This window comes from Rothia sp. HMSC062F03, from assembly GCF_001836905.1.
Taxonomy (GTDB): Bacteria; Actinomycetota; Actinomycetes; order Actinomycetales; family Micrococcaceae; genus Rothia; species Rothia mucilaginosa_A.
Genome location: NZ_KV830869.1, coordinates 24,342 through 40,940 on the forward strand (window position 1 = coordinate 24,342; position 16,599 = coordinate 40,940).

The following is a 16,599-nucleotide window of genomic DNA, read 5'->3' on the forward strand; positions in this document are numbered from 1 at the left end:
TTGGTGTGTCCGGTACCTGAACTTTTCCCCTTGACACGACGCGGATGGTACCGGTTTTCGGGTCAGCGGATGCCTTGCGTGCATTTTTACCCTATTAACCCCTTAAAATGGGTAGAGTATGCACACCTATCGATACCCATTCGCACAGGAGGTCTGAATGAGCATCGCATCTGAGCCTCTTCCCGGCGCAGTCGCCGTCGAAGAGCACAACGACGTGGACCACACCTCTGTATCCCTCGCCGTCTCGACCGTTATTCTGGCACTGCGCCCCAAAGACAACGAAACCCACCCGACCCTGTGGCTACCGCTGGTTCGCCGCCTCCGCGAGCCCTACAAGGACCAGTGGGCGCTACCCGGCGGCCCCCTCAAACCGACCCTATCCCTGGAGGAGGCGGCCGGCTTTACCCTGAAGCGTGCCACCAACCTGGAGCCCGGCTACCTGGAGCAGCTCTACGCATTCGGCGACGTTCTGCGCGCCCCCGAGGCACGCGCCGCCCGCCTGAGCGGCGCCCCGGTTCCCACCCCCGCCGCCGACCACGAGCGCGTGGTGTCCGTGGTGTACTGGGCGTCGATTCCCGCCACCGAGGTCGCGAACACTCGCGTGCACGAGAACATCCGCTGGTTCCCGGTGGATGAGCTGCCCGAGCTCGCCTTCGACCACAACGAAATCATTGAGTACGCACTCTACCGCCTACAGAACAAGGTCGAGTACTCGCGTATCGCGCACTCCTTCCTGGGCGAGGAATTCACCCTGGCGCAGCTGCGTGAGGTGTACGAGGCGATTCTGGGCCGCACCCTGGATCCGGCAAACTTCCGCCGCCAGATTGCGGCATCGAAGTCGATTATCGACACCGGCCGCCGTGTGGAGGGCACCCGCCACCGCCCGCCGCGCCTGTACCGTTACAACGACGCTCAGGCGTACGCGGATGCGGGCCCGCTGGGCATGTACCGTGAGCGCCACGAGGCGTAATAGCGTTTCGCGCGTTGTACGCGCGCAGATTTAATGCCTAAGATCTAATGCTTCAAAGGAGGGGCGGCACCGAATGGTGTCGCCCCTCCTTTTGCGTTCTCTAGGGGATATCGGTACTTGTCAGAAGGTTTTGCGGGAGGATGTTTGACTCAGCACCCGCACGCTCCCTATGCTGGAGCCATCAGCTCTCTATCCGCGCTACCCCACCGTGGGGGTAGCTGGCGGAGCTGAACGTATCGTTTGACCGAAGCCACCCAAGGCGCGACCGGGGCGGTATTCGGAATCTAGGAGGCATCAAAGAAATGACCCACCGAGCATAAGCCCGGATCCAACAACACCAGGTCAATACGCTTTTATGCGTCCACCCCACTACCCGGGCTTACGTGTACCTACAGACCGCGCTCGGGTTTTTCATATTCTCATGCCTAACGTGCACTACGATGGCGGGAATCCGAGCACCCATTCGAAGGAACTCGGCCCATGCCACACCACATTACACTCGACCATATTTCGTATGCGCATCCGGGTGAGCCCCCACTTTTCACAGACCTTTCCGCGGTATTTTCTGCGCCACTCACCGGGCTTATCGGCGATAACGGCGCCGGAAAAACTACCCTCTTCAGACTTATTCTTGGCGACATAAACCCTAGTCAAGGCATAATCAGCGCCCCACCGCACATAGCGTACCTACCGCAAGATTTAGGGTTGAGTGGGCATCACCATCTTGCCGATATTTTTGGAATTACAAAAATACTGCAGGCGCTTGATGCGCTGGAATCGGGCGAATATTCCCCCAGCCTTTACGACACCATAGGCGACGCCTGGGATATTGAAGAACGCACCCTCGTAGCCCTTGCCGAACATGGTTTTGGTCCTGCCCTCACTACGACCGATACACAGGCCCGCCGCAACCTTCTGATGCGTCTCCTTAGCACCTTTTCAGGTGGTCAGACGGTCACAGCCGCACTCACCGCGCTTCTGTATTCAGACCCAGAGTTCATTCTGCTCGACGAGCCGACGAACAACCTGGACTCCGCGGCGAAAGCCCAGCTCTTCACGACACTGGAGGCACTGCCCTGCCCGGCGCTCATTATCAGCCACGACCGCGACCTACTGGAGCGTGTAAACGTGATTGCCGAGCTTCACGCCGATCGTCAGGGGCTGGCTCATCTGCGCCTCTTCGAGGGTAACTACAGCACATACCGGCAGGCGCTGGAGACCGAGCAGCAGGCAGCTCAGCGTCGCGTGACCGAGGCGAAGAATGAGGCGCGTAAGGCTGAGCGTGAGCGTGCCGAGAACCAGATTAAGCTCGATCGCAACACTCGCCGAGGTCGCGAATTTGAGCGGTCAAAGCGGAAACCTGGCATGGCTATGGGCCTGGATAAGAACAGTTCAGAGCGCTCTGCCGGGAAACTTCACACAGCCCACGAAAGCATGGTGGCGGATGCGCGGGCGGCAGTTGGAGAAGCCCAAGAGAACCTGCGCGTGCAGGAGCGTATCTATCTGGAACTTGTTCAGGATGCGCTCCCACTGGGGCGGAAAGTACTGGAATTACATCGGGTGAAGAACGACTCTTGCGCATCTACACCGCAGAGCGCCGACCTTAAGAATGCATACACCCAAAACACCGTTTCATGTGAAACACAACCTTATAAAGTTGATTATCTGCTTCGAATCCAAGATTTTCCCGAGGTTCTTATCCTGACCGGACCCGAACACCTGCACATCACGGGCGCAAACGGCAGTGGCAAGACTGTGCTTCTCAATGCGATAGCGCACGCGAACGACCCTGATTACCGTTCCCCAGTGCCGCCTGCATACCAAGTGCTCTACCGTCTGGACAACACCGCATACCTGCCGCAGCGCATCATCCTCGACCCGGAGCTCACCCTCCTTGAAACCGTACAGAGGGCGAATCCCGGTGCGAGCGAGCAGCATCTGCGTGACCAGCTGGCGCGCCTGCTCTTCCGTCGCGAAAGCGTACATCAGTGCATTGGGGATTTATCCGGAGGTGAGCGCTTCCGTGCCGCGGTGGCGCAGGTGCTTCTGGCCAACCCGGTGCCGCAGCTACTCATATTGGATGAGCCGACGAATAACCTCGACATTTCTTCGGTGGATTGGCTGGTGCAGGCGCTCGAAGCTTATACCGGCGCGCTCATCGTGGTGAGCCATGATGAGGACTTCTGCCGCCGCATCCGCATTGACCGCACACTCAACCTTTCAACAAAAACTCTCGGGAAGGAACCATTCGGGGAATCAGCATGCTGAATCTTCTCCTACATGGGAGGGTGTTTGACTCAGCGCCCAGTCAGTTCCTATGCTGGAGTTCTCAGCTCTCTATCCGCGCTACCCCACCGTGTGGGGGTAGCTGGCGGAGCTGAACGTATCGTTTGACCGAAGCCACCCAAGGCGCGACCGGGGCGGTATTCGGAATCTAGGAGGCATCAAAGAAATGACCCACCGAGCATAAGCCCGGACTCAGAAGAATTTTTCGTGCGCTCACGCAGCAGCTCTACGGACACGTTTCCTACGTGTTCCAATCAGCGCGCACGCACCCGGGCACAGGTACATCCACCGTTACGCTCGGGTTTTTTCGCACCCTTTTTGGGGCGATCCTCTTACCGCCACGCGCTCAGCATAGGCACCCAAACCGCCGGCACACTACTGCAACGCACCACCGTCGGAGTTTGAGAGCACCCGAGCATCCATACCTCAAGGAGCTCGTATGACACACGTACTTCAGCCGCAGGCGACCTTTCCCCGTTCCGCTTCTTCCCGCGATGCCCGCTCGCACGCCACTTCCCATGCAGCGGCGCACATTAGTATCGCTCATCTGCACTTTGCGCACCCGAGCCAGCCTCCGCTTTTTGCGGACCTTTCGGCGGTATTTTCGGCACCTCTGACCGGACTCATTGGTGACAATGGTTGCGGAAAAACAACCCTTATGCGGTTGATTTTGGGTGATTTGACCCCGGATTCCGGTTCTTTGGCGGCGCCGGAACATATGGCGTATCTACCTCAGGATTTGGGTCTGGACCGGGAGCAGACCCTCGCCGAGCTCTGCGGAATCTCTGAGATTCTGCGGGCGCTGCAGGCAGTGGAATCCGGCGAATACTCCCCCGAACTCTATGAGATCATCGGGGAGAACTGGGACGTTGAGGAGCGCACCCTCGCGGCTCTTGCGACCTACGGTTTCACCCCGGCGACCGTGGTTGATCGTGACAACTCGGAGGCGGTTCAGGCGCTCTTTGCCCGTAGCATGCGCAGTTTCTCCGGTGGTGAGGCGGTCATTGCCGCACTTGCCTCGCTGATGATTTCTGACCCAGAGTTCATTCTGCTCGATGAGCCGACGAATAACCTAGACTCCGCGGCGAAGGCTCAGCTCTTCACCGCTCTGGAGGCGCTACCCTGCCCGGCGCTCATCATTAGCCACGACCGCGATCTGCTGGAGCGCGTGAACGTGATTGCCGAGCTTCACGCCGACCGCCAGGGGCTGGCGCATCTGCGTCTCTTTGAGGGTAACTACAGCACCTACCGGCAGGCGCTGGACACCGAGCAGCAGGCAGCTCAGCGCCGCGTGAGCGAGGCGAAAAACCGGGTGCGTTCAGCGCATCGCGAGTGGGTGCAGGCGCAGGAGATTATCTCGAAGAACATGGCGCAGGTGTGGAAGGACGACCAGCCGGATACGATTCTTGCCCTCGCCAAGGACGCCTCACGTCAGGCGGCGGCAAAGCTTCGAGTTCTGCGCATCGGCAAGCAGGAGCAGGCTCAGGAGGCATACCAGAACGCCCAGGATGAGGTGCGCGTGCAGGAGAAGATCTACGCCGAACTGAGCCAGCAGCCCCTACCCGCGGGGCGCAAGGTGCTGGAGCTACATAGGGTTGATTCCCGCCGTGTTGATTCTCGGGTTTCACGTGAAACATTTGCCGTTCAGCAACCTGCCAAGGTTGATTATCTGCATTTTTCGCCCGCCGAAGCCGGCGACAAGAACCAGCAGGGAACCCCGGCGGAACGCCCAGAACACCTGATTCTCAGCGGCCCCGAGCACCTGCGCATCACCGGCGCGAATGGCAGCGGCAAGACCACCCTCCTCGAGGCCATCGCCCACGCCAAAGACCCGGAGTACCGCTCCCCCGTGCAGCCCACCTACCACGTCAGCTATTGCATCGAAGGGGCTTATATTCCGCAGCGCATTAGCTTGGATCCACAGCTGACTCTCCTGCAGAGCGTGCAGCGGGCAAACCCCGGGGTGAGCGAACAGCACCTGCGCGATCAGCTGGCGCGCCTGCTCTTCCGTCGCGAGAGCGTGCACCATAAGACCGGTGAGCTCTCCGGCGGTGAGCGTTTCCGCGCAGCGGTGGCGCAGGTGCTTCTGGCCGACCCGGTGCCGCAACTTCTCATGCTGGATGAGCCGACGAATAACCTCGATATTTCCTCGGTGGACTGGCTGGTGCAGGTGCTGAACCTGTACACGGGGGCAATCATCCTGGTGAGCCATGATGAGGATTTCTGCCGTCGCATCCGCATTGACCGCACGCTGGCGCTCTAGGGCTCCGCTGTACATCTAAGACAGGAAATAGTATCCAGAGCGCCATCTAGGACAAAGTTACATAGCAATCGTGTATGTACTCCTGCGTGAACTTTACATTTGAGTGACAAAATCTGCTGGAAAGTTACATTTTGTCACTCAAAACCTGATTGAGAGTTACATATTTGCCACTCAAAACCACCAGATTTACAAATTTCACATCCCAGTTGTTACATCATCACGCTTAAAATTGCGGACATACCCCGATTAAGCCATTAAAGAGACGGGTGCCCGGCACCTCCGAATGTGGAGGCACCGGGCACCCGTTTCGGTTATTCCGCCGCGGCTACGTCACCGCGTCGGTGAAAACCTTAGATTAGAGGACCAGACCCTTGGTCTGGGACACTGCGCGCTCGAAACGAGCCTGAACATCAGCCCAGTTCACAATGTTCCAGAATGCCTTGACGTAGTCGCCCTTGACGTTCTGGTAGTCCAGGTAGAATGCGTGCTCCCACATATCCAGCTGCAGAACGGGGATCAGTGCAACGGAGATGTTGCCCTGCTGATCGTAGAGCTGCTCGATGATGAGGCGCTTGCCGACGGTGTCCCACGCGAGGATTGCCCAGCCGGAGCCCTGGATGCTCAGTGCAACGCTGGTGAAGTGCTCGCGGAACTTGTCGAAGGAGCCGAAGAACTCGTCGATTGCTGCTGCCAGCTCGCCGGTGGGCTTGTCGCCACCCTCGGGGGACAGGTTGTTCCAGAAGATGGAGTGGTTGGTGTGGCCGCCCAGGTTGAACGCCAGGTCCTTGGAGAGCTTGGAGACGTTGCCGTATGCACCGTTCTCGCGTGCCTCTTCAAGCTGTTCGAGAGCTGCGTTAGCGCCTGCAACGTATGCTGCGTGGTGCTTATCGTGGTGCAGCTCCATGATCTTTGCGGAGATGTGGGGCTCGAGCGCCGCGTAGTCGTAGGGGAGCTCGGGGAGAGTGTACTTTTCAGCCATGATGATGCCTTTCATTAGAAAACTTGGCTCGCATTAAAGATTACCAGCGTAGCGTTTACTTTACTTTTCATAAGTTGGGGAGCGTCACATTTATGTAAAACCTCGCTCGAGCCTGTGGATCTTAGGCAAAGACTTTTCCCCACATCTGTGGATAATCCTGTGTATCAGCAGGATTTTCAGGTTCGGCACCCTATTCTGCCTTGAAATATCGGGGTATGCACTCATGTGAATAACAGTGCTGTAAGTTCTCCACACTGTGGAAAACTTCTGTGGATAACCATCTTTTAAGGGGATAGGCGGAGGATTACGTCGCGCCCAAGCCCCTCGCCCCCAGCCGAAGTATGTGACATCTCGTGACATCACCTAACGATTTTTGGGACCGCGGGGCGGAGGCGGTGGATTAAGTGCACAGGGTTATCCACAACTGTGGAGAAAATCTAAATCCGCGGATTTAAAGGCGAGAAACCTTTCGGTTTAAGAATTCCCCCTCGGTTTTAACGAGCGCAGAAGCCTGTAATTACAAGAATTTTCCAGCCGCCCAGAATTTTTAAGGCACATCGGTCCCCCCGCGCAGGGAGCAAGAATCACACGCATGTAAGTTCTCCACACTGTGGAAAACTCCTGTGGATAACCTCTTTTCCGACAAGAACGGGGGGAGACAAGATTGGGGAGACGTACCCCCGGAACGCCAGGGAACCAAACTACCCCGAGGAGCCGCACCAGAGTGCCAAATTTCCGTCGACGCCGACGTCGGGGCGTAAAGGGCAAAAGAAAAGAGCATCCCGCCGCGGGATGCTCTTGAGTGAGTGATAGAGAAACGCAATTAAAAAGATACGGTACGGAATGCAGCCCAACCACGAACTGCATCCGCACCGCACATCCGTCGGTAGAAATACGAGTTACTCGTACACCGACGACAATCACCGATAAATAGAGAGTCGAACCTATCGAAGCGAGCTTCCGGTCTCGCCTCGGAGGCTTCCTTCGACCCCGTTATGTAATCAGTGTACACGGTTTCATAACGTCTGCAAACCTAAAACCGGGGGTTTTTTAAAAAATTTGTTATCGTTTTGTTATTTTTCACCCAGGGCAAGTTCTTTGCACTCTCCAGAATTTTCATCAATACCCCTAAAATCCTTGATATTTCGCGGAAGTTGCCCGGTGGGCCCAAGATGATTTTTGAGTCATTCTCGTTTATACTTGCGGTAGAAATCTTTTTATAAGTGTCTTGGGTCACTAGGCAGATTGCTGTTTTTGCACTTGATGCTCATAAATCGACAACCCTAGCACCCTCCTAAAAATTAGCACCAAAGTGTCAAGCATTACTTGACCGTACCAATTTCAACCTTGAGCGGTTGTTGCTTCGCTACAATGGGTGCCAACCACACCACATCTCTCCCTCGGAGAGTTCCTATCCGATAAAATTCACATCCGATAAAAGAGGAACCGATTCCGTGTCCACACCGACCACACCGCAGCACCCGGACGGCACTGCAAGCCTTGAGTCTCCGCGCTGGCTCTCTGCCGAAGAACGTGAGGGCTGGCTCTTTATCAGCTCCATCATCTTTAACCTCACCCGCCGCCTCGAGAACCAGCTTCAGAGCGAGGCCGGCATTAGTTTCGTCGAGTACATGGTGCTCGCAATGCTTTCCGAGTCAAACGACCTCTCTCTGACCATGACCGAACTGGCCATCACCACAAATACTCTCCCCGCGCGCCTCTCCCGCGTGGTGGCCCGCCTCGAGAAGGACGGCTACGTGCGCCGCTCCCTCAGCGCCGAAGACCGCCGAGTCAGCATCTGCCACCTGCTCCCCGCAGGCGAGCAGAAGGTGCAGGAGGTCGCCCCCGGCCACGTGAACGAAGTACGCCGCCAGATTTTCGACCACCTCACGACCGAGCAGATTGAGCACCTCGCAGAAATCGGTGAGGCAGTCCTGGGCAACACCCCCTCGAATGTCATCTCGATTGATGCACTGCAGCGTGGGGACTACCCCACACAATAACCTCCTCCGCCTTCGGGTAAGATTCGCCCCGGGCGAGAGTTGAGAGAACCAGAGATAAGGCACATTCCCCACCGGGAACGTGCCTTATCTCTTTAATAGATTTCTTAAATAGGCTCTTGCAGTCGCGAGCGCTGCGGTACGCGCGAACCTTAAAACCGCTTAAAGTTGTCCCGAGCATCGATACATGCGAAGAATTTTAAAAAAATTTTTGCGGTATCACGTACCGCTTTGAAATGTCGGATGACCGGCTGTCGGGCGCCGGGGCATCATGCATATACGCGGGATGTTGGGGTGTCTAACGCCTCCCTCAACCGCGAAATCTCAAGGAAACACACCCAATACCACCCATCCCAAAGGTTGTATTCAGGTCACCCACACTAAGGGTAGTGGTGACAATATGTCAGGGGTGCCTCATCTACCCCACCGATTAGCCTTTTCTCTCTGTACACACCCCACAGCACCCCGTACGATAAATACCAACAGGTTGCACCGCGCCATCCCGGCGCCTAAAAGCAACCACCATATAAGGAGAAACCATATGTCTAAGTCTTTCTACGACCTTCTGAACGAGCAGATCGGCCACGAGTTCGCAGCATCCCACCAGTACCTGTCCATGGCTATCTGGCTTGACGGTGAGGACCTGCCCCAGCTGGCTAAGTTCTTCTACCGCCAGTCCCTCGAAGAGCGCGAGCACGCACTCATGATGGTTCAGTACAAGCTGGACCGCGGCCACAAGGTCGAGATCCCCGCTGTTCCCGCCGTCAAGAACGACTTCGAGAACGTCCAGGAAATCGTTGACATGTCCCTGGCACAGGAGAAGGTTGTCACCGGCCAGATCGAGGCACTGTTCTCCGCAGCACGCGCTGAGAACTACGCATTGGGCGAGCAGTTCATCCTCTGGTTCCTGAAGGAACAGGTTGAGGAAGTTGCAACCATGGAGACCCTCGTAACCGTTGTAAAGCGCGCAAACGGCAACCTCTTCGACCTGGAGAACTACGTTGCACGCGAGCTGGGCGACGACCACGGCCAGGAGTCCGGCGCACCCGCCATCGCAGGCGCCTAATCTCGTATTCGTGCGGCTAGGCCCCTAGTCGAGCCCGCAGAATACCTGCAGAATATTTAACGTTCCGCCCTCCCCGCACACCGCGGCGAGGGCGGAACGTTTATGCATTTAACACCTGAAAACCCACCACAGTGCACCATCCAGGAGCTAAAAGCCGCCAGCGGATACTCGAATACTCATACAGTGCAGAGTAAACTTAAAAGCCTTAGATGCCGCATAATATCGCGGCAGAAAGAGGAGAGAATGACTCACACCAACCCAGATACCCTCAGCCGCGGCTCATATAGCAACTCACGCCGCGTAGCCGACATTCTGCGCGCAGAATCCGTCGGCGGTACCGTGCTTCTGATCGCGACGGTGCTGGCAGTAGTACTCGCCAACACCCCCGCCTCCACCTTCTACTTTGGTCTGCGAGACACCGTGGTCGGCCCGGTTATCCCCGGCTTCAACCACCTGCAGATGAGCATCGGAACCTGGGCGGCAGACGGTCTGCTCGTCGTTTTCTTCTTCCTCACCGGCCTGGAGCTGAAGAAGGAATTCGTGATTGGTGACCTCAAGTCACCCTCCACCGCGATTGTGCCGATTGCGGCTGCCTTCGGTGGCGTGGCGGTGCCCGCGATTATCTACACGGCGCTGAACTTCACCAGCCCCACCGCACTGCACGGCTGGGCTATCCCCACCGCAACCGATATTGCGTTCGCGGTGTCTGTTCTCGCCGCCGTGGGTACTTTCCTCCCCTCTGCGATGCGTGTCTTCCTGCTGACCCTGGCTGTGGTCGACGACCTGATTGCAATCTGCATTATCGCGATCTTCTACACCAATAACTTCCACGGCGAGTACCTGCTCTTCGCACTGATTCCGCTCGCACTTTTCGCGTTCATCGCCTACCGTGGTGAGACCATGCTGCACCTGAAGCCGCTCGCCGCATGGGTTCTGCTGTTGCCCCTGGGCATCATCACCTGGGCACTCTTCCTCGAATCCGGTATTCACGCCACCATTTCCGGCGTGGTTCTGGGCTTCCTGGTGCCCGTGAAGATGTCCGCACGCTCCGAGGCAGCGCACGCTGAACACGGCCTGGCAGAGGTGCTGGAGCACCGCTTCCGCCCCCTCTCCACGGGCATCTGCGTGCCCGTCTTCGCGTTCTTCAGCGCGGGTGTGGCCGTTGGCGGCTTTGAAGGCCTCGGACGCGCCCTCACCGACTCCGTGGCGGTCGGCATCATGGTTGCGCTGGTTGCGGGTAAGACCATCGGTATTTTCGGTACTACCTGGCTCGTGACCCGTTTCAAGAACGCCAACCTCGACCCGGACGTCGCCTGGATTGACGTGCTCGGTCTGGCTGCAACCGGCGGTATCGGCTTCACCGTGTCCCTGCTGGTAGCTGAGCTGTCCTTCCCGCACGGCTCTCCGCACACCGAGGACGCAAAGATTGCGATTCTCGTCGGCTCTGTTCTGGCTGCCGTTGTGGGTGCGGCTATCCTGTCTCGCCGTAACAAGCACTACCGTGCCCTGGCTGAGAAGGAAAGCGTGGACGCTGACGACAACGGCATCCCCGACGTCTTCGAGGGAACCTACCGCGAGCCGAAGACCGAGCCGAAGGCCTAAAACGCTCACCCGCTACACCCCGATTCCCAGCCGAAGATAACCATGTCTCACCGCATCGAAACCACCGAAAACCACGCTCCCTGCGGGGACCGTCGCACGACGGACAACCCCGCTGAACGCGCGGAATACGTAGCGGATGGGCATGCTCGCCACCGCTCAACCGGCAGGAGGCGGCAGAAACTCGCCGTCCCCTCCCGGTACGCAGAAATTTCGGCACGCTGGGTTATCGGGGTGTACTCGTTTGCCGCGATTCTCACCTCGTTCGCGTGGATTCTCTCGCCGCTACGCCACGGCCGCGGGTTCACCTGGTGGGAGGTCATCGCCGACCTGCTCAATATCCCGTCCACGCACACCCTGCCCAGCGCCATCACCCTGATTGTGGTGGTTTCCGGGCTTATCGCTCGTAAACGCGCCGCCCTATACGTCGTCATTGCCTTCCAGATTTTTGGCGCGCTCCTGGCCTCGCATAGCGCTTTCACCCTCTTTTTTCCCGCCGGCATTATGCCCAAGGACCGGCTCTTCTCCTCGAGCATCGACATGCTCTCGATTCTGTGCGCCGCGCTGCTGGTTCCCTTCCTCGTGACGATTCGCTCGGCGTTCCCCGCGCGCGTGGGGCGCCTCTCCTGGGCCGGGGCCCTGGCGACCGCGGTGGGCGGCATCGCTCTCACGACCCTCGCCCTGTGGTACCTCTGCCGGGTGGGTTGGTGGCCCGAGCTACGCCACGTCTCAGTGTGGGAGTTGCTGCTGCACGGGCTGGGCATCGAGCGTATGCATCCGGGACTGTGGTCCGCCGATGTCATGGGCTTTATCGCCTCTGTCTGCGATGGTCTCTTCCTCGTGCTGGCCCTCTATCAGCTGGCCCGCGGGTACCGCGCCCCCGACGAGTGGGACGGCGAGAAGGAGCTACAGATTCGTGCCCTGCTGCAGCACTACGGCGCAAACGACTCCCTCTCGTACTTTGCGACCCGTCGCGATAAGCAGGTCATCTTCTCCTCCGACCGCAGGGCGGCCATCACTTACCGCACTGTGGGTTCGGTGTGCCTGGCCTCCAGCGACCCCGTGGGCGATCCGCACGCCTGGCAGGACGTCATCGAACGTTGGATGCTGCAGGCCCGCAGCTACGGTTGGGTTCCGGCGGCCCTGAGCGTCAGCGAGGCCGGTGCGCGCGCCTATAGTCGGGCGGGCCTGAGCGTGCTTCAGATGGGCGAGGAGGCGGTGCTCGAGACCGACCGATTCACCCTCAACGACACCTCGATGCTTGCGGTGCGCCAGGCCGTTCAGCGTGTGCGACGCGGCGGGTACGGCGTGCAGATTCGCCGCTACTCCGAGCTTGACGAGGATCAGAAGCGGCAGATCCAGCACAATATCGAGGCGTGGCGGCACGGTCGCGTGGAGCGCGGCTTCTCCATGGCCCTGAACCGCGTCAATGATCCGGCGGATCAGTCCACGGTTCTGGTATCGGCCCACGACGGGGAGGGCCGCATGGTGGCCCTACTGTCCTTCGTGCCCTGGGGCCCCACGGGGCTCTCTCTGGATGTCATGCGCCGCTCCCCCGAGGCCCCCAACGGGGTGGTGGAGTTCATGGTGGCCTCCCTCATGGAGCAGGCCGCTTCGCTTGGCGTGCGCAGGGTGTCCCTGAATTTCGCGATGTTTGGGCAGATTTTCGCCGCGGCCGACCGGGTGGGTGCCTCGGCGTGGAATCGTTTCGCTTCCCGTTCCCTGGGCGTGCTGGACCGTTTCTTACAGCTGCGTCGCCTGTATCGCTTCAACCTGAAGTTCTCTCCGCGTTGGGTACCCCGCTACCTTGCTTGCGAGCCGACGCTGGCGCTTGTGAACGTTGCGGTTGCGGCGGGCGTGGCGGAGGGCTTCCTGCCGGATCTGTCCGCCCGACGCTCGCGGGAGGAGCATCGCACGCTGAGCGAGGGTGAGTTGGTTCTTCTGCGCGAGATGCAGCAGGTGCGCGCCGAGGAGCACCCGCAGGTGCCCCGTAGCCAGCAGACGCAGCACCGCCTGCGCCACCTGCAGGAGCTGCGCGATGCCGGCATGAACCCGTACCCCATCGAGGGTGAGGATGTCACCAAAACCCATGGTTGGGATGGCTCTGTTATGGTGCTCAGCGTGCCCGAGGCCCTCAATATATTCTCCCACCAAAATATTCCTGAAAAAGAATATACTGTTTCGGGTCGCGTTCGCGCTCTGCGTGACCACGGTGGAGTCCTCTTTGTGACGCTCTTTGAGGCCGGCAAGACCTTGCAGGTCATCCTAGAGCGTGAGCTCGTTGGCGAGAAGCTCCTAACCCTCGCCTCCCGAGCTCTCGATACCGGTGACCTCATCGAAACCACTGGCACCTACGGCACGAGCCGCACGGGCACCCCCTCGCTCATCGCCTCCGGCTGGCGTATGGCCGCTAAGAGCCTGCACCCCATCCCCTTCGATTCCTTCACCGACCCCGAGGCCCGCCTGCGCCGACGCTCGACCGATCTGATCGTGAATCCCGATCAGATGCACAACCTGCGCCTACGCACGGCGGTTATCAAAGCACTGCGCGCGCGCCTGGACGCCGAGGGCTTCCTCGAGGTTGAGACCCCCATCCTGCACACGGTGCACGGCGGGGCGAGCGCACGCCCCTTCCGTACCTACATCAACGCCTACGGCGAGGATTTGACGCTACGCATCGCCCCCGAGCTGTACCTCAAGCGCCTGGTGGTTGGCGGTAGCGGCCCGGTGTACGAGCTGGGCCGAGACTTCCGCAACGAGGGTGCGGACGCAACCCACAACCCCGAATTCACGGTGCTGGAGGCGTACCGCCCCCACGCCGATTACGTGCAGATGCGCCAGCTGACCGAGCGACTCATCAAGGACGCCGCGCGGGCCGTATTCGGCATGGTTCAGCTGCCCCTTGGCCCCAAGTCCTCGTCGGAGCGTGTGCTGACGGATGTTTCGGGCCCCTGGCGCGTGGTTTCGGTGTGCGATGCCCTTTCGGAGGCGCTGGGCCGCCGCGTCGACCTGCAGACAGATTTCGAGGAGCTCCTGGCCCTCGCGCAGCGTCACGGGGTGCGCGTTCACGAGGGCATGGGGCCGGGCGCCATCATCGAGGAGCTGTACGGCGAGCTGGTGGAGGCCGTCACCGTGGAACCGACGTTCTACACGGATTTCCCGGCGGAAACGAGCCCGCTTGCGGCTCCGCATCGCAGCGTACCGGGCCTGGCGGAGCGCTGGGACCTGGTCATTAACGGCATGGAGATGGGGTGCGCCTACTCGGAACTGACGGATGCCCTCGTGCAGCGTGAGCGTCTGACGGAGCAGTCACTGAAGGCCGCCGCGGGTGACCCGGAGGCAATGGAGGTGGATGAGGACTTCCTGTACGCCCTGGAGACGGGTATGCCCCCGACCGGCGGCCTGGGCCTGGGCGTTGATCGCCTTGTGATGCTGCTGGCCCAGACGCAGATTCGCGGCGTGCTTTCGTTCCCGTTCGTGAAACCCCGGCGCTCGTGAAGTTCCGCCAAGATTAGAGGGCAAGGATAGGGCACAGCACCGCGCCTTCTCACCCCGGCACCGCCTCTTCGCGGCCCGCCGGGGCGTGAATGTTTAACCCGACCCTATATTAAGTATTCGTTACAATTTGAGCTCTGCCCCACTTTTAAGTTGCCGAACGAAGCCCGCGAACTCCACAATGAGATGACTAATCGTGCGCATTTTGACCGCGCGCCGCGGATCTAAAGCCGCATCACCAGCAGAGAAGCCCCTCGTAACCCACCCTTCGGTGTGAACGTGTGGGCTTTCGCGCTTTCTAGATTGGAGTACCGAGTGGATTTTCTTCTGAACATCATCGGGGACATAAATGAGCAGACCTCGGGACTGACTTCTTCCGTGTATGCTGTGCAGAACTGGATGTGGAGCAACTTCCTCTACTACGCCCTGATTGCGGCTGGTCTGTACATTACGATTCGTACTCGCGGCGTGCAGTGGCGTTCCATTAAGGAAATGGTCCGTGTTCTGGGTGACCCGGTTGCTCGTGAGGCTGACGGTAAGAAGAGCATCTCTTCGTTCCGTGCGTTTACGGTCTCTGCCGCATCCCGCGTGGGTACCGGTACCGTGGCGGGTGTGGCCCTGGCTATCGCTATGGGCGGTCCCGGCGCTGTGTTCTGGATGTGGGTTATCGCGGCCGTGGGCGCGGCTTCTGCCTTCGCGGAGTCTCTGCTGGGTCAGCTGTACAAGGAGCGCGGTAAGGATTCCTACATCGGTGGTCCCGCGTACTACATGAAGCGCGGTCTGAACGCCCGGTGGATGGGTTACATCTTCGTGGCGTTCATCGTGATTACCTATGCGTTCGTGTTCGTTGCTGTGCAGACTAACGCCGTGGTGGATGCGACCTCGAACTCCCTGGGCATCGACGTGTCGGGTACGAACTCCATGGGCTTCCGCATGGTCGTGGGCGCCGTCATGGTACTGCTGACCGCGGCCATTATTTTCGGTGGTATTCGCGCGATTTCTTCGGTGACCGAGTGGCTGGTTCCGATTATGGCGGTGCTGTACCTACTGCTGGGTCTGCTGGTGGTTCTGCTGAACATCACCCAGATCCCGAACATGCTGCTGATGATTTTCCAGGGCGCGTTCGGCATTAAGGAGTTCGTGACCGGCGGTACCATGGGTGCCGTGATTTGGGGTATGAAGCGCGGTCTGCTGACCAACGAGGCCGGTATGGGTACCGCCCCGAACGCCGGCGCTACCGCTACTATTTCTCACCCGGCTAAGCAGGGCTACGTGCAGACCCTGGGTGTTTACTTTGACACGATGATGGCCTGCACCGTGACCGCGTTTATCGTGCTGCTGTCAAACCCGGCCTACGGTGATAAGTCGCGTGGTGCTTCGCTGACTCAGTCGGCGCTGGCTATGCAGCTGGGCGATTGGGCGGTTCACTTCCTGACTATCGCGATTTTCATGTTTGCGTTCTCGACTGTGATTGGTAACTACTACTACGGCGAGTCGAACATGCGCTTCGTGACCGGGAACAAGGTGGTCCTGACGATTTTCCGCGTGCTGGTTCTGGTGTTCGTGTTCTTCGGCGCGATTTCTTCGCTGGATCTGGTGTGGACGACCGCGGATATGCTGAACGCCGGCATGGTGATTGTGAACTTGACGGCGGTGCTGCTGATGACGCCGAAGGTTGTTGCGGTGCTGAAGAATTACGAGGCGCAGCGTAAGGCCGGCCTGGAGCCGATCTTCAGGGCTTCGGACCTTCCGGAGATTAAGAACCTTGCGGCTTGGGATGGCACGGACGTAGTGACGACCCGCGAGTTCTGGGCCGAGTACGATGCGAAGACGGCCGAGCGTCGCAAGCTGAAGGCCGCCAAGAAGGCTGCGAAGGCCGGTCGCTAGGCTAGCTGACGCGGTTCACCGAGCGTGAGCCGTCGACTGAGAGCTGTGTGAGGG

At 59.3% G+C, this 16,599-nt stretch carries 9 protein-coding genes; 8 read left to right on the forward strand and 1 reads right to left on the reverse strand.

Going from position 1 to position 16,599, the window contains the following annotated elements:
- Positions 1–157: 157 nt before the first annotated feature.
- The 3 genes from HMPREF2674_RS03055 (at position 158) to HMPREF2674_RS03065 (ending at position 5,519) form a co-directional block, all read left to right on the forward strand.
- Positions 158–970, forward strand: a complete 813-nt coding sequence (locus tag HMPREF2674_RS03055; protein WP_049333771.1) for an NUDIX hydrolase — start codon at positions 158–160, stop codon at positions 968–970.
- Positions 971–1,450: 480 nt separating this feature from the next.
- Positions 1,451–3,238 (forward strand): ATP-binding cassette domain-containing protein, encoded by a 1,788-nt coding sequence (locus tag HMPREF2674_RS03060; protein WP_070824787.1) that lies wholly within the window; start codon positions 1,451–1,453, stop codon positions 3,236–3,238.
- A gap of 457 nt (positions 3,239–3,695) precedes the next feature.
- The gene (locus tag HMPREF2674_RS03065) at positions 3,696–5,519 is read left to right on the forward strand and encodes an ATP-binding cassette domain-containing protein (protein WP_070824788.1); all 1,824 of its coding nucleotides are present in this window, start codon (positions 3,696–3,698) and stop codon (positions 5,517–5,519) included.
- 355 nt (positions 5,520–5,874) lie between these two features.
- Here the strand turns inward: HMPREF2674_RS03065 and HMPREF2674_RS03070 are convergent, their stop codons facing one another.
- Positions 5,875–6,498 (reverse strand): superoxide dismutase, encoded by a 624-nt coding sequence (locus HMPREF2674_RS03070; protein ID WP_049333763.1) that lies wholly within the window; start codon positions 6,496–6,498, stop codon positions 5,875–5,877.
- Between the two features lie 1,454 nt (positions 6,499–7,952).
- Here HMPREF2674_RS03070 and HMPREF2674_RS03075 point away from each other — a divergent pair.
- The 5 genes from HMPREF2674_RS03075 to HMPREF2674_RS03095 all read left to right on the forward strand — a co-directional run bounded on the left by HMPREF2674_RS03075 (position 7,953) and on the right by HMPREF2674_RS03095 (position 16,545).
- A complete protein-coding gene (locus tag HMPREF2674_RS03075; protein ID WP_070824789.1) occupies positions 7,953–8,501 on the forward strand; it encodes a MarR family winged helix-turn-helix transcriptional regulator in 549 nt (182 codons plus the stop codon).
- Positions 8,502–9,039: 538 nt separating this feature from the next.
- Positions 9,040–9,564 carry a ferritin gene (locus HMPREF2674_RS03080; RefSeq protein WP_049333759.1) on the forward strand — a complete coding sequence of 175 codons (525 nt, stop codon included), beginning with the start codon at positions 9,040–9,042 and terminating at the stop codon, positions 9,562–9,564.
- Between the two features lie 243 nt (positions 9,565–9,807).
- On the forward strand, positions 9,808–11,166 hold the full coding sequence (nhaA, locus tag HMPREF2674_RS03085) for a Na+/H+ antiporter NhaA (RefSeq protein WP_070824790.1): 1,359 nt from the start codon (positions 9,808–9,810) through the stop codon (positions 11,164–11,166).
- Between the two features lie 42 nt (positions 11,167–11,208).
- Entirely contained in the window at positions 11,209–14,661 is a 3,453-nt protein-coding gene (lysX, locus tag HMPREF2674_RS03090) for a bifunctional lysylphosphatidylglycerol synthetase/lysine--tRNA ligase LysX (protein ID WP_084824418.1), read from the forward strand.
- Positions 14,662–14,973: 312 nt separating this feature from the next.
- On the forward strand, positions 14,974–16,545 hold the full coding sequence (locus HMPREF2674_RS03095) for an alanine/glycine:cation symporter family protein (protein ID WP_070824791.1): 1,572 nt from the start codon (positions 14,974–14,976) through the stop codon (positions 16,543–16,545).
- Positions 16,546–16,599 lie beyond the last annotated feature (54 nt).

Coding starts and splice junctions, on each gene's coding strand:
- HMPREF2674_RS03055 (WP_049333771.1), top strand. CDS start 158: ATGAGCATCGCATCTGAGCCTCTTCCCGGCGCAGTCGCCGTCGAAGAG.
- HMPREF2674_RS03060 (WP_070824787.1), top strand. CDS start 1,451: ATGCCACACCACATTACACTCGACCATATTTCGTATGCGCATCCGGGT.
- HMPREF2674_RS03065 (WP_070824788.1), top strand. CDS start 3,696: ATGACACACGTACTTCAGCCGCAGGCGACCTTTCCCCGTTCCGCTTCT.
- HMPREF2674_RS03070 (WP_049333763.1), bottom strand. CDS start 6,498: ATGGCTGAAAAGTACACTCTCCCCGAGCTCCCCTACGACTACGCGGCG.
- HMPREF2674_RS03080 (WP_049333759.1), top strand. CDS start 9,040: ATGTCTAAGTCTTTCTACGACCTTCTGAACGAGCAGATCGGCCACGAG.
- nhaA (WP_070824790.1), top strand. CDS start 9,808: ATGACTCACACCAACCCAGATACCCTCAGCCGCGGCTCATATAGCAAC.
- lysX (WP_084824418.1), top strand. CDS start 11,209: ATGTCTCACCGCATCGAAACCACCGAAAACCACGCTCCCTGCGGGGAC.